Here is a 25,271-nt window from a genome sequence, read left to right as displayed (position 1 = left end):
ACCATGCTGCTGAACATCGAAAAGCTGAAGGTCGAGGCGCGGGGCGAGGAAGGCTGGACCCCGATCCTGCACGGCGTCGACCTGCAGGTCGCCCGGGGCGAGGTCGTCGGGCTGATCGGCGAATCCGGGGCCGGGAAGTCCACGCTGGGCCTTGCGGCGCTGGGTTTCGCGCAGGGCGGGCTGCGCTTTGCCGGCGGGCGGGTGATCCTCGACGGCACCGACCTGCTGCAATTGCCCGAGCGCCGGCGCCGCGCCTTTCGCGGCCGCCGGGTGGCCTATGTCGCGCAATCGGCGGCGGCAAGCTTCAACCCGGCATGGCGGCTTCTGGACCAGTTCTGCGAAGGGCCGGCGATCCACCACACGGCGGACCGCGCGGAATCCGAAGCCTTCGCGCGCCAGCTCTACGCCGCCATGCACCTGCCCGACCCGGAGCATTTCGGGCTGCGCTTTCCGCATCAGGTCTCGGGCGGGCAGTTGCAGCGGGCGATGGTCGCCATGGCCATGGCCTGCAAGCCCGACCTGATCGTCTTTGACGAGCCGACCACGGCGCTGGACGTGACCACGCAGATCGGCGTGCTGGCGGCGATCCGGCAGGCGGTCGAGACCACGGGCACGGCGGCGATCTACATCACCCACGACCTGGCCGTGGTCGCCCAGATGGCCGACCGCATCAAGGTCATGCGCCACGGCCGCGAGGTCGAGGACGCACCGACCCGCCGGATGATCGAGGCGCCGGCGCAGGAGTACACCCGCTCGCTCTGGGCGGTGCGCGAGTTCCGCCGGCCGCCGCGCACCCTGCCGCAGGCCAGCGCGCCGACGATCAGCATCCGCGAGGTGACGGCGGGCTATTCCTCGCTGGACGTGCTCAGCGAGGTCAGCTTCGACATCCCGCGCGGCGCCACCGTGGCGGTGGTGGGCGAATCTGGCTCGGGCAAGTCCACCACGGCGCGGGCGATCACCGGGCTGCTGCCGCCGCGCGCCGGCAGCATCGCGCTGAACGGCACGCCCCTGCCGCCGCGCCTGGCGCAGCGCAGGCTGGAACAGAAGCGGGCGGTGCAGATGATCTATCAGATGGCCGACACGGCGCTGAACCCGCGCCAGACCATCCGGCAGATCCTGTCGCGGCCCCTGCAATTCTACCTGGGCCTGACCGGCCGCGCGCGCGAGACGCGGCTGCATGAGCTGATGGAGCAGATCGAGCTGGAACCGGCGCGCTTCCTCGACCGCCTGCCGGGCGAGCTGTCGGGCGGGCAGAAGCAGCGCATCGGCATCGCCCGCGCGCTGGCCGCCGATCCTGAATTCATCATCTGCGACGAGGTGACCAGCGCGCTGGACCAGCTGGTGGCCGAGGGCATCCTGCGGCTGCTCAGCAAGGTGCAGGACGAAACCGGCGTCAGCTACATGTTCATCACCCATGACATCGCCACCGTCCGCGCCATCGCCGACGAAGTGGTGGTGATGAAGGGCGGCCGGGTCATGGACAAGGGCTTGAGGTCCGAGGTGCTGGACCCGCCGCGCCATGCCTATACCCGCGAATTGCTGGCCTCGGTGCCGCAGATGGACCCGGACTGGCTGACGCGCCGCATCGCCGAGGGCCGCATCGCCGAGGGCGCGGCATGATCCGCGATCCGCAGGTGCTGGACTTCATCGCCCGGACCGAGGCCGCCTATCCGCCCGAGGCGAACGCGGCCAGCGCCGCCGAGAACCGCCGCTTCTACGATGCGATGTGCACTGTCTTTCGCGCCCCGCGCCCGCCCGGCCTGAAGGTCGAGGATCGCCGCATCGGCGGCGTGCCCTGCCGCGTCTATGGCGCGGAGACCCGCGTGGCCGTGGCCTATGTGCATGGCGGCGGTTTCGTGGTCGGCGGGCTCGACAGCCATGACGATATTTGCGCCGAGATTGCCGATGCCACCGGCTTGCAGGTCGTCGCGGTCGATTACCGGCTGGCGCCCGAGCATCGCTGGCCGGCGCAGATCGCGGATGTGCAGGCGGTCTGGGACGCGCTGGACCGTCCCGCCGTCATCGCGGGCGACAGCGCGGGCGGGTTGCTGGCCGCCGCGCTTTGCCTGTCGCGTCGCGGGGCGCGGCAGCCGCTGGGGCAGGTGCTGGTCTATCCCGGCCTTGGCGGCGACGGCAGCGCGCCCTCCTATCGCGAGAATGCCGAGGCGCCCCTGCTGCGGACCGAGGATCTGGCCGGCTATCACACCGCGCTGCATGGCAAAGGCCCCGTCGATCCGCTGGCGCGTCCCCTGCAGGCCGACAGCCTGGCCGGCTTGGCGCCGGGTTTCGTCGTCACCGCCGATGTCGATCCGCTGCGCGACGACGGGCGCGACTATGCGCGGCGGCTGCGGGTCGAGGGCGTCGCGGCGCATTGGCGCAACGAGCCGGAGCTGCCCCATGGCTATCTGCGCGCCCGCCGCCGCAGCGACCGGGCGCGGCGCAGCTTCCAGGCGATCCTGGTCGCGATCCGGCAATTCGCGGACCGGGCCTAGTCGCGCTTGCCTGCCAGCGCGACGATTTCCGAATGCGGGCGGTCCAGCCTCTGGTGCAGCCCGTCGCGGAAGGCGCGCTGCAGGATCCTGCGATAGCGCGCCGCGTCCGGGCCGTAATGCCGCGCCTTGCCGCGCCAGCGCAGCGCCAGCACCGGCAGAAGCGGCCAGAACCACGGTCCCGCCGCGACGCGATAGGCCAGAAGCGCGTTGCGATACATGTAATAGACCTTCCACATCGGCCGCAGCACCAGATGCCCGCCGGACTGGATCGAGCCGGTGTCATGCTCGAACCGGATCTCGGGCAGGAAGCCGATGCGCAGGCCCTTGCGGCGCATTTCCAGCGTATAAAGCTGGTCGTCGCCATAGATGAACAGCCGCTCGTCGGGATAGCCGGCGCGGGCGATGCTGGCGCGCGACAGGAACAGCCCGACAAAAGAGGTCATGTCGATCTCGACCGGTCCGCTTTCGGGGCCGTAATCGTCGTCGCCCAGGTGAAAGCCGCGCCGCCAGGCGCCGGCGAGGGTGCGCAGGAATTCCGGCAGCCGCCAGAACGGGTTGCGATAGGGCCGGTTCATCTCGCAGACCTGGCCCCCGGGCGTCAGCACCGCCGCCCCCAGCGCGTCCCAGCCCCGCAGGTCCAGGCTGCGGAAATGCGCGATCTGGCCCGGGGCGGGGCGGCCGTCGTCGTCCATCAGCACCACCCAGTCGGGGTCCAGCGTCTCGACCACCTGGCGCAGCCCGCGCGCGAAACCGCCGGCGCCGCCCAGGTTGACCGGGTGATGCACGGCGATCAGCCGGGGATCGTTGATGCCGCCCAGATAGTCCCGCGTGCCGTCGCCCGAGGCGTTGTCGAAGACCAGCACATGATCCAGGTCCTCGGCCAGCAGGCGCGAGAGCGTGACGCGCAGCCGCTCCAGCCGGTCATGCGTGACGACCAGCGCCGCGATGATCTGGCGTGCGGGGACCGCGCTGGCGGGCGGAATCTGGTCTGGACGCATATCCGGTTCGCTGTTCAGGACTACGCCACGGATCGCCGGCCTGCGCCCGCCCCGGATCGTAATGAACAGCATACATATCGAAGGATAGCGTCCGGAACAAGCGCGCCCGCACCAGAGCGACGGGTCCGGTTCAGGCCGGATCCGGCCGGCGAAGCCCCAGCGCCAGCATGGCCAGCGTCACGAGCCCCGAGCAGACATAAAGTCCAATCAGCCCGACAGGGCCGATGCCGGCCAGACATCCCGCCATGGCCGCAAGCTTGGCGATCAGCACGGCAAGGATCAGGATCGGCATGCCGCCCCGCGCCCAGCCGGCCGGTTCCGCCGGAGGCCATGCGTTCTTCCCGATGATCCCCGTCCCGATAATCCTCGCCCTTGGTCCTGCCGCATGCCGTTTCCCGTCGATTCGCCCGTGTGCGAATCAAGCTATATCGGCAAAAGATTGACGGAGTCCTGACGGCGTGGCGTCAGCAAGGGGGCGGTTGGCGTGAAACCGCCGAGTCCCGGGCCGCCCCGCGACCGGGCGGGGCGCCTGATCGGGCTTACAGGTGGATCGCGGCGAATTTGGCTTCGTCGATGCCCAGGCGGCGCAGGTCCGCGGCCGCCGGGCGGCGATGCGCTTCAGCCGCCGAGGCGACGGCGATGGCGGCCCGCAGGGTCGAAAGGGCCGAATGGATGGAATGGAAGGCGCGGTGCATTTTTCTGCCTGTCTGTATGATCGTTTCCGATGACAGACAGATGGGCGCCGCAGGCCCGTTCTGCAACGCAGCAAAAGGACAAGGCGGCCATGCCGCCAGAACATGGCAGGCCCCGGCCCTTGCGGGACCGGGGCGGTTTTTCGGTCAGTCCTCTTCGCCGGCGAGCTGGCTCAGCACCTCGCCCTTGCCGCGGGCGCGCAGGATCAGCGGCACGATCAGCGCCAGCGCGGCGATGCCCAGCAGCGCGGCCGCGATGGGGGACTGCACCAGCGTGGTCCAGTCGCCCTGGCTGATGGACAGCGCCCGGCGCAGCTGCTGCTCGGCCAGCGGGCCAAGGATCAGCCCGACCACGATCGGCGCGATCGGATAGCCGAAGAGCCGCATCACATAGCCCAGCACGCCGAAGCCCAGCAGCATCCCCAGCTCGAAGGCCGAGGGGTTGGCGCCGATGGTGCCCAGCGTCGCGAACAGCAGGATGCCGGCGTAAAGCCAGGGCTTCGGCACCGTCAGCAGCTTTACCCACAACCCGATCATCGGCAGGTTCAGCACCAGAAGCATGGCGTTCGCGATCAGGAGCGAGGCGATCAGCCCCCAGACCAGCGTCGGGTTGGTGGCGAAGAGCAGCGGGCCGGGCTGCAGCCCGAACTGCTGGAAGCCCGCCAGCATGATCGCCGCCGTGGCCGAGGTCGGCAGGCCCAGCGTCAGCAGGGGCACCAGCGTGCCGGCGGCGCTGGCGTTGTTGGCGGCCTCGGGTCCGGCCACGCCTTCGATGGCGCCGTGGCCGAATTCCTCGGGATGCTTGGTCAGCTTCTTCTCGGTGGCATAGGACAGGAAGGTGCCGATCTCGGCCCCGCCGGCCGGCATGGCGCCGATGGGAAAGCCGATGAAGGTGCCGCGCAGCCAGGGCTTCCAGGACCGCGCCCAGTCGCGCGCGCTCATCCAGATCGAGCCCTTGACGGCCGTCACCTCGTCCTCCTGCTGGTTGCGCTGGCCGGCGATGAACAGCGCCTCGCCCACGGCGAACATGGCGACGGCCATGGTGGTGACTTCGATCCCGTCCAGCAGCTCGGGCGTGCCGAAGGACAGCCGCGCCTGCCCGGTCAGCTGATCGATGCCGACGCAGGCCAGCGCCAGGCCCAGGAACAGTGAGGTCAGCCCGCGCAGCGCCGAATCGCCGAAGGCGGCCGAGACGGTGACGAAGGCCAGTACCATCAGCGCGAAATATTCGCGCGGACCGAAGACCAGCGCCAGCTTGACGATGCTGGGCGCCAGGAAGGCCAGAAGCAGCGTCGCGATGAGCCCGGCGATGAAGGACCCGATGGCCGCGGTGGCGAGCGCCGGCCCGCCGCGGCCCTTGCGGGCCATCTTGTTGCCTTCCAGCGCGGTGATGATCGAGGCGCTTTCGCCCGGCGTGTTCAGAAGGATCGAGGTGGTCGAGCCGCCATACATGCCGCCGTAATAGATGCCGGCGAACATGATGAGCGAGCCAGCCGGGTCCAGCCGGTAGGTGACGGGCAGCAGCAGCGCCACGGTCAGCGCCGGACCGATGCCCGGCAGCACGCCGACGGCGGTGCCCAGCGTCACGCCGATCAGCGCGTAAAGCAGCATCATCGGCTCGGCGGCGGTGCCGAGCCCCTGCAGCAGGAATTCGAATGCGCTCATGGTTCAGCCCCGCGGAAAGACCAGATGCTCAAGCGGCCCGGCGGGCAGGTGCAGCATCAGAAGTTGCGAGAAGACGACCCAGACCACGAAGGCGAAGACGATGCCGACGGGAATGGTCATCGCCAGGTTGCGCTTGCCGAAGGCCCGGGCGGTAAAGCCGAAGAGAATGCCGGTGGCGATGGAAAAGCCGGTCGTGTGCAGCAGCATCAGCTGCAGGGCCAGGCCCGCGACGATCCACAGCACCGGCGCGGCGTTCTGCGGCGGGCGTTCGGGGAAATCGCCGCGCAGCGCCTCGATGGCGGTCCAGACGGCCAGGCCCAGCAGGCCGAAGCCGACCACGCGCGGCACGCTGGCCGGGCCGATGCCGGAATAGCCGCCCAGATCGGCCAGGCGCGCGCTGTCCCACAGCATCACGCCGCCGGCCACCACCAGCCCGGCGGCGATGATCAGCGCCGCCGTATCCCGGCGGCGCGGCGGTTCATGGCGGGGCGCGCTCATTTCACCAGACCGATGTCCTTGAGGATCGCCTCGGTCGCGGCGACGTCCTGTTCCAGCTGGGCCTCGAATTCCGGGCCGGCCAGATAGGTGTCCATCCAGCCCTTGTCGGCCAGCTGCTTCTGCCAGCTTTCCGATTTCGCCATCTTCTCGATATCGGCGGTGACCTTGGCCTTCTGCTCGTCCGAGAGGCCCGGCGCGGCGGCGACCATGCGCCAGTTTTCCAGCACCACGTCCAGCCCGGCCTCTTGCAGGGTGGGCGCATCGACGCCCTCCAGCCGCTCGGGCGAGGTGACGGCCAGCAGCCGCAGCGTGCCGGCCTGGATCTGGGCCTCGAACTCGCCCAGCGAGGAGATGCCGGCCGTCACCTGGTTGCCCAGGATCGCCGCCAGCGCCTCGCCGCCGCCGGAATAGGCGATATAGTTGATCCTGGTCGGATCGACGCCCGCCGCCTTGGCAATCAGCCCCACGGCGATATGGTCGGTGCCGCCGGCCGAGCCGCCGGCCCAGCTGACCGCGCCGGGATCGGCCTTCAGCGCCTCGATCAGCCCGGCGATGTCCTGGATGGGCGAGGCGGCGGGGACCACGATCGCCTCATATTCGCCGGTCAGCCGGGCGATGGGCGTCACGTCCTTGAGCGAGACGGGCGAGTTGTTGGTCAGGATGGCGCCGACCATCACATAGCCGCCGACGATCAGCGCGTCGGGGTTGCCCTTGTTCTGGCTGGCGAATTGCGCCAGCCCGATGGTGCCGCCGGCGCCGGGCACGTTCTGCACCTGCACCGAGCGCGACACGCCCTCTTCCTGCAGCACGGTCTGCATGGTGCGCGCGGTCTGGTCCCAGCCGCCGCCGGGATTGGCCGGGGCGATGATGGTGTAATCGGCCATGGCGGGCAGGGCCGTGGCCGCCGCGAACAGGCTGGCGAGAACGAATTGCTTCATGGTCTTCCTCCGCATCGACCGGGCGCGTCCGCGCCGGTCCGGTTATCCGTTTTTCCGGTTCTGGCCCGCATCTCTCCCGGAATGCGGGCGGCTCCTCCGCGGGTCCGCGCGCAGGCGGGCCCGGTGCCTTTCCAGCACAGAAAGCTGTCACGGACCTGACATCGCGGCGAAAAACTATTCCCCGGCCAGCGCCTTGTTCCAGCGCGCAAGCAGCCTGGCCCGCGTCGCCTGGTCCAGATAGGCCAGAAGGCCGGGGCTGACCGGCACCGGCTTCAGCCGCAGCCCGGCCAGATCCTGCATGCCGCCCGCCGGGCCGGGCTGGCCGGCCACCTCAAGGCTGACGGCCGACAGCCGCAGCGTTCGGGACAGCAGGCTCTGGCCCTCGGGCGACATCAGGAAGGCCAGGAAATCCGTCCCCAGCCCCGGCTGGCGCGCCGCCGTCGGCACCAGCGCCACGCGCGAGACGACCACGGTGAAATCGCGCGGCAGGATCACGCCCACCTCGGGATGCTGGCGCGCCCAGTCGGCGGCATAGGAGCCGAGCAGGTTGTAGCCCACCGCCAGCCGCCCGTCGGCGATCCGCTCCAGCAGCTCGGCCGAGGTCGGGAATTGCTGCACGCCGGCGCGGCCCATCGCCTGCACCACCGACCAGATGCCGGGATAAAGCTCCTGGTCGCGGGCCAGGAACAGATAGCCCACGCCCGAGCGCGCCACGTCATAGGTGCCGATCCGGCCCTGCGCCTCGGCCGGATGTTCGGCCATCCAGCGGATCAAGGCGGCGCGGGTGGCGGGCGGCTCGTGATCGGCGAAGCTGGGCTTGTGATAGGCAAAGACCGCCGGCTCGAAGGTCAGCGCATAGGCGGTGTCGCGCCAGTTTGCCCAGTTGGGCCAGCCGGGCGTGTCCGGCGTCGCGACCGGCCGGGCGTAGCCGTCATTCGCCAGCTTGACCTGCAGGTCCATGGCCGAGGAAAAGGCGAAATCCGCCGTGCCGCCGCCCGCCTGCGTCTCGGCCACGATGCGGTCGTGCAGCTCGGTCGTCAGCAGGTTCTCGTAGCGCACGGCGACGCCGGGATGGATGCGCTGGAAGGCGGCGACCAGCGGCGCGGCCAGATCGTCGTCGAGCGAGGAATAGACCGACAGCTCGCGCCCGTCGCCGGCCGGGGCGGGAAACAGCGTCACCTGGGCCGATGCGTCGCCCGGCCACAGCGCAAGGGCGGCGGCGATGGCTGGCATAAGGCGGGCAAGCAGGCGCATGATCGGCGACTTTGCCAAAGCGGCAGCCCGTTCACAAGTCCGCCCCGCGCCGCTAGGCTGCAGGCGAGGGGGAAAACCATGCGCATCCTGCTTGTCGAGGACAACCTGTCGCTGGCCGAGGGGCTGACCGCCCTGCTGCGGCAATCGGGTTATGCGGTGGACGTGGTGCATGACGGCGCCTCGGCCGAGGCGCTGGCGGCGGCGGAAAGCTTCGACCTGGTGATCCTGGACCTGAACCTGCCGCAGATGGACGGGCTGGAGGTGCTGCGGGCGATGCGGGCGCGGCGCAATCCGGCGGCGGTGATGATCCTGACCGCGCGCGGCGCGCCCGAGGAGCGGGTGCGCGGCCTCGACCTGGGTGCCGACGACTATCTGATCAAGCCCTTCGACATCGGCGAGTTCGAGGCGCGCATCCGCTCGCTTCTGCGCCGTCAGGCGGGGCTGCGCAACTCCACCGTCAGCTTCGGCGATCTGGTTCTGGACCAGACGGCGCGCAGCTTCCTGCTGGCGGGGCAGCCGCTGGACCTGCCGGCGCGCGAACGCGGGCTGCTGGAGCTGCTGATCATGCGCGCCGGCAAGGTGGTGGCGCGCGAATCGATCGTGCAGTCGCTGACCTCGCTGGAGGACGACCTGTCCGCCAATGCCATCGAGCAATATGTCAGCCGGCTGCGCAAGCGGCTGGCGCCGGCGGGGCTGACGGTCCGGACGGCGCGCGGCATCGGCTATTTCCTCGACCGGGCGGTGCCTTGATCCGGCGGCCGTTTTCCCTGCGCCGCCGCCTGCTGGCCTGGCTGCTGCTGGCGACGCTGGTGCTGGGAACCGCCGCGCTGATCGACACCTGGCGCGAGGCGGTGCGCATGGCCAATGCGCTGGCCGACCGGGTGCTGGCCGGTTCGGCGCTGGTGATCGCCGAGCGCGCCTCGCTGGACGATCAGGGCCGCATCGCCATCGAAATCCCCTATGGCGCGCTGGAGATGCTGAGTTCCGCCGCGCAGGACCGGGTCTTCTATCGCGTGGACGGCCCGCCCGGCCATATCGTCACCGGCTATGGCGACCTGCCGATGGCCCCGGCGCGGCAGGGCGGCGAGCCCGCCTATGCCGACGGCGCGTTCCGGGGCGAGCCGGTGCGGGTCGCGAGCCTCGCCCGCGCCGCCTCGACCGGCATCGACGAGGTGCCCTTCGTGGTGACCGTGGCCGAGACCACCAATGCCCGGCGCGAGCTGACGCGGGCGATCCTGATGCGCTCGGCCCTGCGGCTGGTGCTGATGATCGCCGGCGCGGCGCTGATTGTCTGGATCGCGGTGACGGTGTCGCTGCGCCCGCTCTACCGGCTCAGCGAGGAAATCGCCGCGCGCAGCCCCGACGACCTGAGCCCTATCGGGACGCCGGTGCCTTCGGAGGTGCGGGGGCTGGTCGGCACGGTGAACTCGTTCATGCGGCGGCTGGGCGCGGCGCTGGACGGGATGCGCAACTTTACCGGCAATGCCGGGCATCAGCTGCGCACGCCGCTGGCCGTGGTGCGCACGCAGCTGGCGCTGGCGGCGCGGGCCGCCACCCTGTCCGAGGCGCAGGCCGCCGCCAGCAAGGGCGACGCTGCCGTGGCCCATGCCGAGCGCATCCTGGCGCAGCTTCTGCTGCTGGCCAAGGTCGATGCCGCCGAGGGCGCCGGCCGGGGCACGGTCCTGGACCTTGCGGCGCTGGCGCGCGACCTGACCGCCGAGCATATCCCCGCCGCCGCCGAGGCCGGCATCGACCTGGGCTTCGAGGGCGCGGGGCCGGTGATGGTCCGGGCCGAGCCCCTGCTGCTGGGCGAGGCGCTGAGCAACCTGATTTCGAACGCGCTTCTGCATGCCGGCCGCGCGGCGGTGGTGACGGTGCGCGTCCGGCGCGATGCCGGCGAGGCGGTGCTGGAGGTCGAGGACAACGGCCCCGGCATCCCGCCCGAGGCCCGCGCCGCCGCCGTCAGCCGATTCGCCCGCGGCCAGACCTCGGGGCCGGGCATGGGGCTGGGCCTGCCGGTGGCGCTGGAGATCGCCGGCCTGTTCGGCGGCCGGCTGACCCTGGCCGAGGGGGCCGACGGACGCGGGCTGCTGGCGCGCATCACCCTGCCGGCGGCGGCCCCGGCCCGGTCCGTGCAAGAAAATGCCGGGATCGGCACGGAACCCTTGCAATCGTGACCCGGATTCGCCATCTTTTGCGCGTTCGCGTCTTCGTGAACGCAGTTTGATGGCCGGGCCCCTCTGGCGGACGTGGCGGCACGTCCGTGATGTCGGCATCGATCTTTGACCAGCCGCCTGGACTTGTTCTTAACATGCAGCAAGGAAACAACCCGTCCGCGGGGGGCTCGACGAATGGAACCCATCGTCCGACCCTGCACTATTTCAAGTGGTCCTTCATCGTCACCGTGCTTGGCCTCGCCCTGGGCGCAGTGCTGGGATGGCAGACGACCGGAACCGTCGGCGGCACGCTGACGATCTTTTTCATCTGCGCCGTGCTGGCGGTGCTTGAAATCTCGCTTTCCTTCGACAACGCCATCGTCAACGCCAACAAGCTGAAAGAGATGACCCCGAAGTGGCAGCGCCGCTTCCTGACCTGGGGCATCCTGATCGCCGTCTTCGGCATGCGGATCGTCTTTCCGCTGCTCATCGTGGTCATCGCCGCCAATATCGGCCCCTGGCAGGCGATGGTCCTGGCCGCAAGCCAGCCCGACGAATATTCGCGCATCATGCACGAGGCGCATCTGCCCATCGCGGCCTTCGGCGGCACCTTCCTGATGATGGTCGGCCTCAGCTTCTTCTTCGACCACGAAAAGGACGTGCATTGGGTGCGCTGGCTGGAACATCGCATGCAGCGTTACGCCACCGTCCGCGGCATCGAGGTGGCGGTGGTGCTGGTCACGGTGCTGATCTTCTCGCGCTTCCTCGAAGGGGCCGATTCGCAGGTGTTCTTCCATTCCGCGATCTGGGGCCTTCTGACCTTCCTGCTGGTCGAGGTGCTGGGCGGCCTGCTCGACAGCTCGCAAGAGGCGATGCAGGCCGGCGCCAAGGGCGGTATCGGCGCCTTCCTTTATCTGGAAGTGCTGGATGCCTCCTTCAGCTTCGACGGCGTGATCGGGGCCTTTGCGCTGACGCATAACCTGTTCGTCATCGCCATCGGCCTGGGCATCGGCGCCATGTATGTGCGCTCGATGACCATCATGCTGGTCGAGCGCGGCACGCTGGCCGAATACCGCTTCCTGGAACACGGCGCCTTCTACGCCATCATCGCGCTGTCGGTGATCATGTTCGTGCAGCCCTTGGTGCATATCCCCGAGGTCATCACCGGCCTGGGCGGCGCGACGCTGATCGGCATCTCGTTCTGGTCCTCGATCCGCTGGAACCGCAAGAACCACGCGGTCGAGGCATAAGCACTGCCTGAAAAGCCTGTCGGCCGCCGCCTTTCGGGGCGGCGGCCTTTTTGCTATCCCTGATCCCGTGGTTCGGAACGAGGGATGGACATGCGTTACCTGCTTGCCCTGCTGGTCGTCGTCGCGCTTGCGGCGCTGTTCTACTGGCGCCATGCGCAAAGGGCCGGGGCGGTGCCGGATGACGGCGCCGATGTACAGGCGCTTTACCAAGCGGGCCGGGCGCTGCCGCAGGGACCGCTGCGGGTCTATCACCTGGGCCACAGCCTGGTCGGGCGCGACATGCCGGCGATGCTGGCGCAACTGGCCGGGCAGGGGCACGATTACGCGCTGCAGCTGGGCTGGGGCACGGCGCTGCGCGAGCATTTCCAGGGCCCCGACGCGATCAACGGCTACGAGCAGGAAAACGCCACCCCCCGCCACCGCGAGGCGCATGAGGCACTGCAAAGCGGCGATTACGACGCCTTCGTCATGACCGAGATGGTGCGGCTGCAGGACGCGATCCAATACAAGGAAAGCCGCCTCTATGCCGGGAAATGGGCGGCCGAGGCGGCGGCGGCCAATCCCGAAGCGCAGATCTTCCTCTACGAAAGCTGGCACGCGCTGGACGACCAGCCGGACTGGCTGTCGCGCCTTCCCGACGACTTGGAGACGATGTGGAAGCCCGCCCTGCTCTGGCCCGCCGCCCGCGCTGCAGACAGGCCTGTCTGGCTGATCCCCGTGGGGCAGGTCATGGCCCGGCTGGTGGCCGAAGCCGAGGGCAAGGGCGGCATCGCCGAGATGACCTCGCGCGAGGACCTGTTCGCCCGCAATCCCGACGGCTCGCTGGACAGCATCCATCCGAACGACCTGGGCGCCTACCTGGTGGCGCTGACGCATTACGCGGTGCTTTACGGCAAAAGCCCGGTCGGGCTGCCGCATCAGCTGCTGCGCGCCGATGGCAATCCGGCCGAGGCCCCCTCGCCCGAGCTGGCGCGGCGCATGCAGGAGCTGGTCTGGGAAGTGGTCAGCGCCGAGCCGCTGACCGGCCTCTGACCCGCACGGAACCCGAATTCTGCTTTTACAGATCGTTGAAAACATTCCCATTGATCCGGCGGCGATTCTGCCCTCTTGGCAGGCATGGCTGATCGCATTCCGGGCAATTGCCCGATCCGCGGTCAGGCTTGCGCAGGAGGTCCAATGCTTACCGGGTTCGTGCTGTTCTATGTCGGCGCCGTGCTGTTTCTCAACGGCCTCTGGCTGATGGGCCGGATCGCCGATCGCGAGATCGTGGTCATCAACATCGTCACCGCGCTGGTTTCGGGCGCGGCAGTCCTGCATGACGCCTTCGGCGCCGGGGCCGGCGCCGCCAGCATCCGCAACGGCGCGCTGAGCCTCTTGTTCTGCACCACCTATCTGTGGGTCGCCTATAACCGGTTCAGCGGCGCCGACGGGCGCGGCCTGGGCTGGTTCAGCCTGTTCGTCGCGGTGACGACCGTGCCGGTGTTCCTGCGCGGGCTGGCCGAAGCCGCGACTGCGACCGAGCTTTGGCTGGCGGCGAACTGGGCCGTCTGGGGCGTGCTGTGGTTCCTGTATTTCCTGCTGCTGGCGCTTGGCCGCCCGATCCAGCGGCAGACCGCCTGGGTCACGCTGCTGGCCGGGATCTTCACCGGCTGGCTGCCGGGCTTCCTGCTGCTGGACGGGCTGATCTGATCACCAGAACAGATGCGCCTCGTCGATGGCGCGGCGCCAGAAGGCGTCGCGGTCGGCCTCGGGCGCCCAGCCCAGCAGGCGCTTGGGCTTGGCATTGTCGAAACGCGACAGGTGCCCGCGCGACTTCCAGTCCGCCAGCGAGGCGGGCGCCGCACCCTTGCGGCGCAGGGCATGGCGCTTCAGCCCCTGCTTGACCGCATCGACCGCCCAAAGCGCGGTCAGGTTCGAGCCGCTGACCTTCAGCCGCGCCCCGGTGCGGCGGTGGATGGCGTCGAAATAGTCGCGGCCGGAAAACATCGGCTCGCCGATCAGGTTGAAGCTTTCGCCGATGGCCTCGTCGCGCTCCATCATCGCGATCAGCCCGTCCGAGACGTCGTCGGCCAGCACGAAGGGCAGGATGTTGCGGCCATTGCCCCACAGCCGCACCGCCCCCGCCCCGTGCCAGCGGCCGATGCCCCAATGCTGCAGGGGCCCGCCGTCGCCCAGCACGATGCCGGGCCGTGCGATCACCAGCCGCAACCCCTGCGCCTGCATCGCGATCAGCCGGCGCTCGCCCTCGGCCTTGGACCGGGCATAGATGTTGCGGCTGTCCATCTGGCCGAAATCGCTGGCCTCGGTGATGGCGCGGGCCGGGTCGGACATGTCGTATGAGGCGATGGTGCCGGTATGGACCAGCCGCCCGATGCCGGCGCGGATCGCGGCGCGGCCGATGCGCTCGGTCGTGGCCACGTCGTTTTCCAGCGCCGCCTGCCAGCTCTTGTCGGTGGATTTCGCCAGGTTGAAGACGCAATCCATGCCCTGCATGGCCTGGGCCAGCCCGTCCTCGTCGCGCAGCGACACGGCCAGCGTCTCGACATGGTCGGCGATGTCGGGAAAGGGACCGTTGCGGCCGCGCGACAGCACCCGCACGTCGTGGCCGCGCTGGACCAGCCGCCGGGTCAGGTTGCGGCCGATGAAGCCGGTGCCGCCGATCACCATGACGCGCGGCCGCGGCGTGCCCACGGGCCGAGCCGGGACCGGAGGCAGGGCGGGCAGGCTGACCAGCGCATCCTCGATCCCCTGCATCACCGCCCGGGCCGAGGCGGGCGCAAGGCGCGGGTCGGGTTGCCCGGCGCGGATACCGTCGTAGAAGGCGGCGATGGTGGCGCGGAAGCTCAGCCCATAGGGGCTTTTCTGGTTCAGCGAGGCGGCCTGGCGGAAGGCGTTGCGCAGCCCCTCGCGCAGATGCGCCCCGGCGCGGGACAGTTCCTTGATCAGCGGGTTCAGCACCAGATCGGCGGTGTTGTCGCGCGTGACCACCAGCGCATCCGCCGCATAGTCCAGCCGCGCCATGCCGGAGGAGCCGCGCAAGCTGACCGAACGGTCGTCGAAGGTCTCGACCAGCGACAGGGCGATGGTCACGTCCACCTTGCCGGCGCGGGCCAGGATGCGCCAGCTTTGCGGCCGCTCTTCGCCGCCGGGCAGGGTGATCCATTGGCCCAGGCTGACATGCTCGACATCCAGCGGGCCGAACAGGTCCACCGCGAACGAGAAGGGATGCGCGCCAAGCTCCAGCAGCAGGTTCTGCGTCTCGCGCAGCATCCACAGCCCGTAAGGCCCCGAGCGCAGGGGCACCAAGGGCAGCGCCCAGTTGATCTGCGCGGCCGAGACCAAGCCCAGATCGCCCGCCTGCACCGCCTGCTTGAGCCGGCCGTAGCCGGGCAGGCCCAGAAAGTTGTGGCAGGCGCCCAGCTGGCGGCCGGCGGCCCGGGCCGCGGCCTCCATCTCGTCGATCTCGGCGACGGAGAGCGCCACGGGCTTCTCGACCAGCACATGCAGGCCGGCGCCCAGGCATTTCACCGCCAGGTCGCGATGCAGGTTCGGCGGCGTCAGGATATGCACCAGGTCGCAGACCCCGGCGGCGATCATCTGGTCCAGGTCGGCAAAGGCGGCGACGCCATGGCTGGCGGCCAGCGCCTCGGCCGCGTCGATGGCGGGGTCGCAGATCGCGACCAGCCGCGCGCCCGGCGCGGCCTTGATCGCATCGGCATGCCACGAGGCGATGTAGCCGGCCCCGACAATGCCGACGCGCAGGTCCGAAGTCATGAAAAACTCCTATTTATACTCGATAATACGCATGGCGTCGCCCTTGCGGCGGCGCCGGTGGTAAGTCATCATTCCCAAAAGGTTAGGGATCTTGGCCAGCGTCAGCAGCGCGGCCTGCCCCGCCGCCATCGGCCGGCCCTTCAGCCCCTTGAGGGTCTTCCAGAAGGACAATGCGTAAAGCCCCAGCACCGCCAGCGAAAGCCAGAGGCTGGTAAACAGCCCCAGCAGGAAAAGCAGCGGCAGCGCCAGCCCATAGACCCAGACCCGCATCTGCTCGCGCCGGAAATGCGGCGGGTGCATGCGGCCCACCTGCGCGAAGCCGTGGCCGTTGCGGATGGTGCGCTGCCACCATTGGGAAAAGCGGGTCATGTCGGCATCGTGCCAGGTCATCTGCACCGGCAGGCGCTGCAGCTTCCAGCCGGCCTTGCCCAGGCGCAGGCAGAATTCGTCGTCCTCGGCCGCGATCACCGCCGGGTCGAAGCCGCCGATCTCGCGGAAAGCCGCGACGCGCACCATCATGTCGCCGCCGCAGGCCACGATCGGGCCGGCGGGCCGGTGCCAGTCCACCTCGCACATCTGGTTGTAGACCGTGGCCGTGGGGTGGATCTCGGAGCGCCAGCCGGTGACGAGGCCCAGCCCGGGGTCGTCCTGCATGGCGGCGATACCGGCCTCCAGCCAGCCGGGCTCGACCCGGCAGTCGCCGTCGACGAATTGCACCAGGTCCAGCGTGCCGCCGGCCAGCAGCGCGTCGAACCCGGCATTGCGGGCGCGGGCGGCGGTAAAGGGAACCGAGCTGTCCAGCTCGACCACGGTGACGCCCAGGCTGCGGGCGAAACCGACGCTGTCGTCGCGCGAGCCGCTGTCCACATAGACCACCCGCTCGCAAAGCGGCACCAGAGAGCGCAGGCAGGCTTTCAGCCGCTCGCCCTCGTTGCGGCCGATCGCCACGGCGCCGAGCGTGGGACGGGTCATGATTCCCCCAGGGTTGTTCCGGTCAGGGAAACCTATCCCTGCCGGGCCGCTTTCTGCAATGCGGCGCGGCCTGTCGTTATCGGCATGTCCGGGCGGGATCAGGGTGCAGGCAGGTCCTGCCGCAGGCTCTGGCGGGCCAGGGCCGAGATCAGGTCGGTCTGGGTGACGATGCCGACGATGCGCGGCCCGTCCAGCACCGGCACCGCGTCGCATTCGCCCGAGGCCAGCATCGGCAGCAGCGCCCCGATGGGGGTATCGGGCGCGACATGCGGCGGGTCGGTCTGCATGATCTCTCGCGCGCGGGTCGGCATGCCGCGCCTGGGGTTCAGCAGGTCCGACATGGCGACGGAAAACCGCCGGTCGTGGCGAAAGGCGTCGTCGCGGGCGCGGCGGATCAGGTGCAGCTGGAAGATCACGCCCAGGAACCGGTCGCCGTTCTCGACCACCGGAAGCGAGGTGAAGCCGTGCCTGCGGAAGATGTCGGCGACGCGCACCAGCCGGGTCTGCGGGCCGACGGTGACCAGGTCCCGCGACATCACGTCCGCTGCGGTCAGCGGTCCGGTGCGGTGGGTGGCGGCCTGCAATTCCGCGGCGCCGATCAGCCGGGCAAGGTCCTCGACGCCCAGGTTCAGCGACTGGCGATAGCGTTGCAGGATCTCGGTCAGCTCGTCCTTGGACAGGCCCAGCCGCTCCATCGCCGGATGGTCGGCGGTGCCATGCGGCCCCGGCTCGTCGAACTGGCGGAAGGGATAGCGCCGCCCGGTCAGCCGCGCATAGATCATCGCCAGGCCGACCAGGGCCAGCGTGCCGACCAGCACCGGCGCCAGCACGAAGTGGAAGCCGAGCTCGCGGATCGCCTCGGGGTTCAGCGCGGCGGTCATGGCGACCGCGCCGGCGGGCGGATGCACGGCGCGCAAAAGGATCATCGCGGTGATGGTGATGCCCACCGCCAGCGCGACGCAAAGCGCCGCGTTGGGCGTCATCATGCAGGCCAGCACCCCGACGGCCGCGGCGACGCCGTTGCCGACCACCGCCGACCAGGGTTGCGCCAGCGGGCTGTTCGGCACCGCGAAGACCAGCACCGAGGTCGCGCCGAAGGGCGCGATCATGTAAAGCCCCAGCCGCAGGTCGGTTGCCGGCGACAGCAGGAACAGGCCCGAGACGCCCAGCCCCACCAGCGCGCCGATCCCCGCCCGCAACGCCTCGCGCGGCGAGCCGGGCGCGATCGCCGGGCCGAGGGCCTGCGTGATCTGGTGCAGCACGGCCCCGGCCGGTCTGGTCATCTGATCTGTCCTTCGCGCCTGCCCGGAAAACGGGCTTCCGATGTGCTTAATTGTCGCAGGAACGGGCAGGGCGCAAGTCCCCGGTAAGGCTGACCTGCGGCGCCGTCAGCCCAGCCGGGCAAAGGCCTCCAGCACGGCGCGCTCGGACTGGGTCAGGTAATCCTCCAGCATGCGGGCGGCGCCGGCCGGGTCGCCGGCCTCCAGCCTGCCCAGAATCTCGGCATTGCGCGAGATATAGGGGCGGTGCAGCAGCTCGGGGCTGTCCAGCAGGCCGAAGGCCAGCCGCAGCTCGGCAATGATCTGGGTGAAGAACTGGATCAGCCGCGGGCTGTCGGTCAGCGCCACGATGGCGGCGTGGAATTCCATGTTGGCGCTGCCGACGCCGCGCCAGTCGGGGATCGCCTGCAGCGCCTCGGCCCGCGCGACGGCGGCGCGCATCCGGGCCACGGCGGCATGGCCGGGCCAGGCCTGGGCCAGGGCCGGCACCTCGATCAGCCGCCGCACCCGGTAGATGTCCAGGATCGAGGCCATCGAGGGCACGGCGACGAAGACCCCCCGGTTCGGCTCGTGCCGCAGGATGCCCTCGCGCGTGAGCAGGCGGAACACCTCGCGCAGCGTATTGCGCGAGATGTCCAGCTCGGCCGCCAGCCGGGCCTCGGACAGGCGCTGGCCGGGCACCAGCGTGCCGCCGGTGACCTGGTCGCGCAGCCGGGCGGCGATGCCTTCGGCGAGGCTGGCGGCGGGGCTGGGGGCGGGTTCGCGGGCTTCCGCCATCGCGGCAGGTTCCTTGGTCATGGGGGCGGATGTCGTCAGGGCGTCGGTGCGGTTTCGCGGATCGGCCGATCTTGGCCGAGAGGCCGGGGGCAAGGCAAGGCGGCCCGCGCCGATTCGTCCGGTTTTCGGCATCCTGAAGGGACGGTGGCCGCCCCCCGAGCGGGCAGGACGGGCCGGAACTGCCGATGATCCGGGCAGATTATCCCTGCTTTGCAAGCATGTTGTTCAACAATTTAATCATACATGTCAAATTATCGTTGACGGATTGTCTTGTTGAATTCACAGTCGAGCTATTCCCAAGACGCACTCCACCCTTGCAGCAGGAGCAGACCGATGGCCGAATCCGTCACCTCCCCCTCTGCCGCCTCGGCTGCCGCGCGCGGCGGTTTCATGGCGGCGATCTTCCTGATGGCGACTTCGGCCATCGGGCCGGGCTTCATCACCCAGACCGCGACCTTCACGGCAAAGCTGGGCGCCGCCTTCGCCTTTGCCATCCTCGCCTCGATCGTGATCGACTTCGTGGTGCAGCTGAATATCTGGCGCATCACCGCGCTGACCCGGCGCAACGCCTCGGACACCGCGAACGCGGCGATTCCCGGTGCGGGCTACCTGCTGGCGGTGCTGGTTCTGGTCGGCGGGCTGGCCTTCAACATCGGCAACATCGCCGGGGCCGGGCTGGGCCTGAACGCCATGTTCGGGCTGGACCCCAAGATCGGCGGCGCGCTGTCGGCGGCGCTGGCCATCGGCATCTTCCTGTCGCGCCGGGCCGGGCTGCTGCTCGACCGTTCGCTGATCGGGCTGGGCCTGCTGATGATCGGCATGACGCTGGTCGTCGCCCTGGTCTCGAACCCGCCGGTCGGCGATGCGATGCGGCAGATGGTGCTGCCCGAGATCGTCGATTTCGCCACCATCACCACCATCGTCGGCGGCACGGTCGGCGGCTACATCACCTATTCCGGCGCGCACCGGCTGCTCGACAAGGGGCTGGTGGGCGAGCAGAACCTCGCCGCCGTCACCCGCGCCTCGCTGACCGGGATCGCGGTCACGGGCGTCATGCGCTTCATCCTGTTCCTGGCCATCCTGGGCGTCGTCGCCTCGGGCGTGACGCTGGACCTGTCCGGGCAGGCCGCGAACCCCGCCGCGCAGGCCTTCGCCGTGGTGCTGGGCGAATGGGGCATGCGCATCTTTGGCCTGATCTTCTGGGCCGCCGCCATCACCTCGGTCATCGGCGCGGCCTATACCTCGGTCAGCTTCCTGGTCGCCTTCCGCACCATGGGCGACCGCGACCGCAACATCGCCACGGTGATCTTCATCGCCATCTCGCTGGCGGTCTATCTGTCGCTGGGCACCGCGCCGGCCGCCATCCTGGTCTTCGTCGGCGGCTTCAACGGGCTGATCCTGCCCATCGGCCTGACGATCTTTACCTATGTCGGCTTCGCGCGGGCCGACCTGATGGGCGGGCATGTCTATAACCGGCCGCTGCTGATCGCCAGCGCCGTGGTCTGTGCGCTGACCTGGTATATGGGCTTCAACTCCATCGGCCCGATCTTTGCCTTCCTGGCCGCCTGAGCCATGATCGCGGCAGGCCCCTCGCGGGCCCGCCGCCCAACGTCCCGGAGGAACACATGACCCGCAACATCGACCTGAACAGCGACCTGGGCGAGGGCTATGGCGCCTGGAAGATGGGCGACGACGCCACCATGCTGGGCATCGTCAGCTCGGCCAACGTCGCCTGCGGCTTTCATGCCGGCGACCCGCTGACCATCCTGGCCACCGTGCGCGAGGCGGCGGCGCGGGGCGTGGCGGTGGGCGCGCATGTCTCCTATCCCGACCGGGTGGGCTTCGGCCGCCGGCCGATGGACGTGACCCATGCCGAACTGGTCGCGGATGTGATCTATCAGATCGGCGCGCTGCAAGGCATCTGCGCCAGCGCCGGCACCCGCGTCAGCTATGTCAAGCCGCATGGCGCGCTTTACAACACCATCGCCGTGGACCCGAAACAGGGCGCGGCGGTGATCGAGGGCATCAAGGCCGTCGATCCGGGGTTGGCCATGATGGGCCTGGCCGGGACGCAGATCCTGCGGCAAGCGGCCGAGGCCGGCTTGCCCACCATCGCCGAGGCCTTCGCCGACCGCGCCTATCGTCCCGACGGCCAGCTGGTCTCGCGCCGCGAGGCCGGGGCGGTGCTGCACGACCCCGAGGCCGTCGCCGCCCGCATGCTGCGGCTGGCGACCGAGGGCGAGATCGAGGCGGCGGACGGCTCGACCCTGGGCCTGCAGGCCGACAGCATCTGCGTGCATGGCGACAGCCCCGGCGCCGTCGCCATGGCCGCCCGCATCCGCGAGGTGCTGCTGGCGGGCGGCGTCTCCATCGCCCCGGCTGCGGGGGGCGCGGCATGACCCTGCTGCCCGATCCCGCCTCCGCCCGCGCCGCCCGGCTGGCCTGCCGCGAAGGCGCGCCCCGTCCCACGGCGGGCATGGCGCCGGGCTTCACCCAGTGCAACATGATCTCGCTGCCCAAGGACTGGGCCTGGGATTTCCTGCTTTACGCGCAGCGCAACCCCAAGCCCTGCCCGGTGCTGGACGTGACCGATCCCGGCAGTCCCCGCACCGCGCTTGCGCCGGATGCCGACCTGAGGACCGACATCCCGCTTTATCGCATCTGGCGCGACGGCGTGCTGGCCGAGGAGACCCCCGACGCCAGCGCGGCCTGGGCCGAGCATCCCGATCTGGTGACCTTCCTGATCGGCTGCTCGTTTACCTTCGAGACGCCCCTGCAACAGGCCGGGATCGAGATCCGCCACATCGCCGAAGGCTGCAACGTGCCGATGTTCCTGACCGACCGCGACTGCCGGCCGGCGGGGCGGCTGCATGGCAAGATGGTGGTCTCGATGCGGCCGATCCCGGCGGGGCGGGTGGCCGAGGCGGCGATGATCTCGGGCCGCACGCCGGCGGTTCACGGCGCCCCGGTGCATATCGGCGCGCCCGAGGCCCTGGGCATTGCCGACCTGTCGCGTCCCGATTTCGGCGACCCGGTGCCGATCCGGCCGGGCGAGGTGCCGGTGTTCTGGGCCTGCGGCGTGACCCCGCAGGCGGCGCTGATGGCGTCGAAACCGCCCTTCGCCATCACCCATGCGCCGGGCTACATGTTCATCACCGACGTGCCCGACACGCATTGGCAGGTGTGACCATGCGCTTCCTGCCCATCGGACCCCGGACCCTGCTGGCGGAACTGGACGACCTGGACCAGACGCTGGCGCTGTTCGACGCGCTCGTGGCCGATCCGGTGCCCGGCGTGGCCGAAATCGTCCCGGCCGCCCGCACGCTGATGATCCGCACCGCGCCGGGCACCGCCGCCGACGCGCGGTTGGCCGGCGCGGTCCTCGCCCGCCAGCCCGCCCCCGGCACGCCGCCCAATGCGCGCGCCAGCGAGACGGTCGAACTGCCCGTGACCTATGACGGCGAGGATCTGGCCGATGTCGCGGCCCATATGGGCGTGACCGCGGCCGAGGTGATCGCCGCCCATCAGGACACCACCTGGCAGGTGGCCTTCTGCGGCTTCGCGCCCGGTTTCGCCTATATGACCTGCGACGATGCCCGCTTCGACCTGCCGCGCCGCCCGGCGCCGCGCACCCGCATCCCGGCGGGTTCGGTGGCGCTGGCCGGGCGCTTCTGTGGCGTCTATCCGCAGGAGACCCCGGGTGGCTGGCAGCTGATCGGCCGCACCGAGGTGCCGATGTGGGACCTGTCCCGCGACCCGCCGGCGCTGCTGCGCCCCGGCGTGCGCTGCCGCTTTGTCGCGCGCAGGGCCGAGGTCCACGCCTCGGCCGCCGTCCCGCAATCGCAGCCCCAGCAGGGCCTGCGCGTGCTGTCCACCGCCTTTCCCATCGTCTTTCAGGACGAGGGGCGGCCGGGGCAGGGCGGGCAGGGTGTCTCGGCCTCGGGCGCGCTGGACATGGGCGCGGCGCGCCGGGCCAATCGCGCCGTCGGCAACCCTTCGGACGCGCCGGTGCTGGAGATCACGCTGGGCCCCGTCCGCCTGCAAGCCGACCAGCCGATGACTCTGGCCCTGACCGGTGCGGCGCAGGCCAGCATCGCCGGCCATGCCGTGCCACGCGGCGCGGCCTTCGCCGTCGATGCGGGCGACGAGATCGCCATCGACCCGCCCGGCGCGGGCATGCGCAGCTATCTCGCCCTGCGCGGCGGGTTCCGGGTCGCGCCGGTCCTGGGCTCGGCCGCCACCGATACGCTGGCCCATGTCGGGCCGGGGCCGATCACGGCGGGCGCGGTGCTTGCCCCTGCGAACCGTCCCGCCGTCGCTGCTGCCGCCGCGGAAGCCGAACCCGCCTTGCCGAAACCCGGCGATCTGGTCGAGCTGCCGGTGACGCTCGGCCCCCGCACCGACTGGTTCACGCCCGAGATGGTCCGGCATTTCCTGACACAGGAATGGCTGGTGACGCCGCAAAGCTCGCGCGTCGGCATCCGCCTGCAGGGCGATGCGGTGACGCGCGAGGATGCGACCGAGCTGCCCTCGGAAGGGACCGAGACCGGCGCCATCCAGATCCCGCATTCCGGCCAGCCGGTGCTGTTCCTGGCCGACCATCCGCTGACCGGCGGCTATCCGGTCATCGCCACCCTGCGCCCCGAGGCGCTGGACCTGGCCGGGCAGATCCCGCCCGGTGCCCGCATCCGCTTTACCGCCAGCGCCGATTTCGCCCCCATCACGCCAGAGAGGCCCGCATGACCATCTTTGCCACCGGCCCCACCCGCCCCATCCGCCGCCTGCTGATCGCCAACCGGGGCGAGATCGCCGTCCGCGTGATCCGCGCCTGCCGCGACGAGGGTATCGAAAGCGTCGCCGTCTATGCCGATGCCGACCGCGACGCGATCTTCGTGCGCATGGCCGACCAGGCGCGCGCTCTGGGGGGCGACAAGCCCGCCGAGACCTATCTGGATGCCGGCAAGATCATCGCCATCGCCCAGGCGGCGGGGGCCGACGCCATCCATCCGGGCTATGGCTTCCTGTCCGAGCGTGCCGAATTCGCGCAGGCGGTGCAGGATGCCGGGCTGATCTGGATCGGCCCCGATCCCAAGGTGATCGAGGCTCTGGGCGACAAGATCGAGGCCCGCCGCATCGCCGAGGCCGTCGGCGCGCCGCTGGTCGCCGGCACCCCCGGGCCGGTCGAAAGCGCCGCCGAGGCGCTGGCTTTCGCCAAGCAGCATGGCCTGCCCATCGCCATCAAGGCCGCTTTCGGCGGCGGCGGGCGCGGCATGAAGGTCGCCTGGCGGCTGGAGGAGGTCGAGGAGCTGTTCGAATCCGCCACCCGCGAGGCGCTGACCGCCTTCGGCCGTGGCGAATGCTTCATCGAGCAGTTCCTCGACCGTCCGCGCCATGTCGAGGCGCAGGTGCTGGCCGACAAGCACGGCACCGTCAAGGTGATCGGCACCCGCGACTGTTCCCTGCAGCGCCGCAACCAGAAACTGGTCGAGGAAGCGCCGGCGCCCTTCCTGACCGACGAGCAGCGCGCCCGCATCCACGACTCGGCCCGCGCCATCTGCGCCCATGCCGGCTATTCGGGGACGGGGACGGTGGAATACCTGCTCTCGGCCAATGGCACGATCTCGTTTCTGGAGGTGAACACCCGGCTGCAGGTCGAGCATCCGGTGACCGAGGAAACCACCGGCATCGACCTGGTGCGCGCCATGATCCGCGTGGCGCAAGGCGCAAGGCTGGCCGACGAGACGGTGCCCGAACCGCGCGGCCACGCCATCGAGTTCCGCATCAATGCGGAAGACCCGGCCCGGGGGTTCCTCCCCACTCCCGGGCCGGTCGAGGTCTTCGATGCGCCCTCGGGGCCGGGCATCCGCATGGATAGCGGCGTGGCGCAGGGCTCGGCGGTGCCGGGCAGCTTCGATTCGCTGATGGCCAAGCTGATCGTCACCGGCGCGACCCGGCAGGAGGCCCTGCAGCGCGCCGAACGGGCGCTGCGCGAGTTCCGCATCGAGGGCGTGGCCTCGGTGCTGCCCTTTGCCCGCGCCGTGCTGGCCCAGCCGGATTTCCGCGCCGAGGACGGGGATTTCCGCGTCCATACCCGCTGGATCGAGACCGATTTCGCCGAGGCGCTGGCCGAGGCGGTCGCCCCCCATGCCCGCGTCGCGCCGGCCGCGCCGGCGCCGCTGCTGCGCCTTGCCGTCGAGATCGACGGCAAGCGGCACGTGCTGGGCCTGCCCGCGAACCTGCTTTCGGCGCTGCCCGCGGGCGGCGGCGGACCCGCCCCGCAACCCGCGTCCGAGGCGGATGAGGCGCTGCTGACCGCCCCGGTCCCCGGCACGCTGACGCTGTGGCAGGCCGAGGACGGGGCCGAGGTCGAACAGGGCCAGGTCGTCGCCGTCATCGAGGCGATGAAGATGGAGACCCGCATCGAGGCGCATCGCGCGGGCAAGCTGACCCGCATCGCCGCGCAGGGCGAGGTGCTGGGATTCGGCGCGGCCCTGGCGCGGATCGGCTGAGCCGCTTTGACATTCC

Annotated in this window: 23 protein-coding genes; 12 read left to right on the top strand and 11 right to left on the bottom strand. The window is 70.2% G+C overall.

The annotated features are described in order from the left end of the window. The first annotated feature begins 3 nt into the window (after window positions 1-3). Window positions 4-1,620, top strand: coding sequence for an ABC transporter ATP-binding protein (locus tag PARJ55_RS0102475; protein WP_028711552.1), 1,617 nt, complete (start codon window positions 4-6; stop codon window positions 1,618-1,620). Then, on the top strand, window positions 1,617-2,492 hold the full coding sequence (locus PARJ55_RS0102470; protein WP_028711551.1) for an alpha/beta hydrolase: 876 nt from the start codon (window positions 1,617-1,619) through the stop codon (window positions 2,490-2,492). The genes PARJ55_RS0102475 and PARJ55_RS0102470 overlap by 4 nt, the downstream gene beginning before the upstream one ends. Here the strand turns inward: PARJ55_RS0102470 and PARJ55_RS24810 are convergent. The 7 genes from PARJ55_RS24810 to PARJ55_RS0102435 all read right to left on the bottom strand — a co-directional run bounded on the left by PARJ55_RS24810 (window position 2,489) and on the right by PARJ55_RS0102435 (window position 8,537). Further along, a complete protein-coding gene (locus PARJ55_RS24810; RefSeq protein ID WP_036713722.1) occupies window positions 2,489-3,490 on the bottom strand; it encodes a glycosyltransferase in 1,002 nt (333 codons plus the stop codon). The two genes, PARJ55_RS0102470 and PARJ55_RS24810, sit on opposite strands and share 4 nt — an antisense overlap. Window positions 3,491-3,620: 130 nt before the next feature. After that, entirely contained in the window at window positions 3,621-3,782 is a 162-nt protein-coding gene (locus PARJ55_RS23830) for a hypothetical protein (protein WP_156929410.1), read from the bottom strand. A 247-nt stretch (window positions 3,783-4,029) separates the two neighbouring features. Continuing rightward, window positions 4,030-4,185 (bottom strand): hypothetical protein, encoded by a 156-nt coding sequence (locus PARJ55_RS24250; RefSeq protein WP_198019304.1) that lies wholly within the window; start codon window positions 4,183-4,185, stop codon window positions 4,030-4,032. 144 nt (window positions 4,186-4,329) lie between these two features. After that, window positions 4,330-5,847 carry a tripartite tricarboxylate transporter permease gene (locus PARJ55_RS0102450; protein ID WP_028711549.1) on the bottom strand — a complete coding sequence of 506 codons (1,518 nt, stop codon included), beginning with the start codon at window positions 5,845-5,847 and terminating at the stop codon, window positions 4,330-4,332. A 3-nt stretch (window positions 5,848-5,850) separates the two neighbouring features. Beyond that, window positions 5,851-6,345 carry a tripartite tricarboxylate transporter TctB family protein gene (locus PARJ55_RS0102445; protein ID WP_028711548.1) on the bottom strand — a complete coding sequence of 165 codons (495 nt, stop codon included), beginning with the start codon at window positions 6,343-6,345 and terminating at the stop codon, window positions 5,851-5,853. Beyond that, window positions 6,342-7,283 (bottom strand): tripartite tricarboxylate transporter substrate binding protein, encoded by a 942-nt coding sequence (locus PARJ55_RS0102440; RefSeq protein ID WP_028711547.1) that lies wholly within the window; start codon window positions 7,281-7,283, stop codon window positions 6,342-6,344. The genes PARJ55_RS0102445 and PARJ55_RS0102440 overlap by 4 nt, the downstream gene beginning before the upstream one ends. A gap of 174 nt (window positions 7,284-7,457) precedes the next feature. Continuing rightward, on the bottom strand, window positions 7,458-8,537 hold the full coding sequence (locus PARJ55_RS0102435; RefSeq protein WP_232215653.1) for an ABC transporter substrate-binding protein: 1,080 nt from the start codon (window positions 8,535-8,537) through the stop codon (window positions 7,458-7,460). A 78-nt stretch (window positions 8,538-8,615) separates the two neighbouring features. On the opposite strand from PARJ55_RS0102435, the gene PARJ55_RS0102430 reads away from it, so the two are divergent. The 5 genes from PARJ55_RS0102430 to PARJ55_RS0102410 all read left to right on the top strand — a co-directional run bounded on the left by PARJ55_RS0102430 (window position 8,616) and on the right by PARJ55_RS0102410 (window position 13,632). Continuing rightward, window positions 8,616-9,287 (top strand): response regulator transcription factor, encoded by a 672-nt coding sequence (locus tag PARJ55_RS0102430; protein ID WP_028711545.1) that lies wholly within the window; start codon window positions 8,616-8,618, stop codon window positions 9,285-9,287. Beyond that, window positions 9,284-10,714, top strand: coding sequence for a sensor histidine kinase (locus PARJ55_RS0102425; RefSeq protein WP_028711544.1), 1,431 nt, complete (start codon window positions 9,284-9,286; stop codon window positions 10,712-10,714). Before PARJ55_RS0102430 ends, PARJ55_RS0102425 begins: the two co-directional genes overlap by 4 nt. Window positions 10,715-10,848: 134 nt before the next feature. Continuing rightward, complete coding sequence (locus PARJ55_RS0102420) at window positions 10,849-11,943, top strand: DUF475 domain-containing protein (protein WP_051416132.1); 1,095 nt, start codon at window positions 10,849-10,851, stop codon at window positions 11,941-11,943. A gap of 90 nt (window positions 11,944-12,033) precedes the next feature. Then, window positions 12,034-12,975 (top strand): hypothetical protein, encoded by a 942-nt coding sequence (locus tag PARJ55_RS0102415; protein WP_028711542.1) that lies wholly within the window; start codon window positions 12,034-12,036, stop codon window positions 12,973-12,975. 144 nt (window positions 12,976-13,119) lie between these two features. Further along, window positions 13,120-13,632, top strand: a complete 513-nt coding sequence (locus PARJ55_RS0102410; protein ID WP_028711541.1) for an AmiS/UreI family transporter — start codon at window positions 13,120-13,122, stop codon at window positions 13,630-13,632. Here the strand turns inward: PARJ55_RS0102410 and PARJ55_RS0102405 are convergent, their stop codons facing one another. The 4 genes from PARJ55_RS0102405 to PARJ55_RS0102390 all read right to left on the bottom strand — a co-directional run bounded on the left by PARJ55_RS0102405 (window position 13,633) and on the right by PARJ55_RS0102390 (window position 18,746). After that, window positions 13,633-15,717, bottom strand: a complete 2,085-nt coding sequence (locus PARJ55_RS0102405; RefSeq protein WP_028711540.1) for an NAD-dependent epimerase/dehydratase family protein — start codon at window positions 15,715-15,717, stop codon at window positions 13,633-13,635. Between the two features lie 9 nt (window positions 15,718-15,726). Continuing rightward, complete coding sequence (locus PARJ55_RS0102400; protein WP_028711539.1) at window positions 15,727-16,689, bottom strand: glycosyltransferase family 2 protein; 963 nt, start codon at window positions 16,687-16,689, stop codon at window positions 15,727-15,729. A 98-nt stretch (window positions 16,690-16,787) separates the two neighbouring features. Further along, window positions 16,788-17,972 (bottom strand): HPP family protein, encoded by a 1,185-nt coding sequence (locus PARJ55_RS0102395; RefSeq protein WP_028711538.1) that lies wholly within the window; start codon window positions 17,970-17,972, stop codon window positions 16,788-16,790. A 105-nt stretch (window positions 17,973-18,077) separates the two neighbouring features. After that, window positions 18,078-18,746 (bottom strand): GntR family transcriptional regulator, encoded by a 669-nt coding sequence (locus PARJ55_RS0102390; protein ID WP_036713719.1) that lies wholly within the window; start codon window positions 18,744-18,746, stop codon window positions 18,078-18,080. A gap of 333 nt (window positions 18,747-19,079) precedes the next feature. Between PARJ55_RS0102390 and PARJ55_RS0102385 the strand changes: the two genes are divergently transcribed. Genes PARJ55_RS0102385 through PARJ55_RS0102365 form a run of 5 tightly spaced genes read left to right on the top strand, consistent with a single transcriptional unit; the run spans window position 19,080 to window position 25,255 of the window. Beyond that, window positions 19,080-20,315, top strand: coding sequence for an NRAMP family divalent metal transporter (locus PARJ55_RS0102385; RefSeq protein WP_028711536.1), 1,236 nt, complete (start codon window positions 19,080-19,082; stop codon window positions 20,313-20,315). Between the two features lie 56 nt (window positions 20,316-20,371). Further along, entirely contained in the window at window positions 20,372-21,145 is a 774-nt protein-coding gene (locus PARJ55_RS0102380; protein WP_028711535.1) for a LamB/YcsF family protein, read from the top strand. After that, complete coding sequence (locus PARJ55_RS0102375) at window positions 21,142-21,933, top strand: putative hydro-lyase (protein ID WP_028711534.1); 792 nt, start codon at window positions 21,142-21,144, stop codon at window positions 21,931-21,933. The genes PARJ55_RS0102380 and PARJ55_RS0102375 overlap by 4 nt, the downstream gene beginning before the upstream one ends. A gap of 2 nt (window positions 21,934-21,935) precedes the next feature. Continuing rightward, window positions 21,936-23,489 (top strand): urea amidolyase family protein, encoded by a 1,554-nt coding sequence (locus tag PARJ55_RS0102370; RefSeq protein WP_036696954.1) that lies wholly within the window; start codon window positions 21,936-21,938, stop codon window positions 23,487-23,489. After that, window positions 23,486-25,255 (top strand): biotin carboxylase N-terminal domain-containing protein, encoded by a 1,770-nt coding sequence (locus PARJ55_RS0102365; protein ID WP_084637759.1) that lies wholly within the window; start codon window positions 23,486-23,488, stop codon window positions 25,253-25,255. Before PARJ55_RS0102370 ends, PARJ55_RS0102365 begins: the two co-directional genes overlap by 4 nt. Window positions 25,256-25,271 lie beyond the last annotated feature (16 nt).

The sequence above is a fragment of the Paracoccus sp. J55 genome (assembly GCF_000513975.1).
In the GTDB taxonomy this organism is placed as follows: Bacteria; Pseudomonadota; Alphaproteobacteria; order Rhodobacterales; family Rhodobacteraceae; genus Paracoccus.
This window is presented reverse-complemented; position numbering and strand designations above follow the sequence as displayed.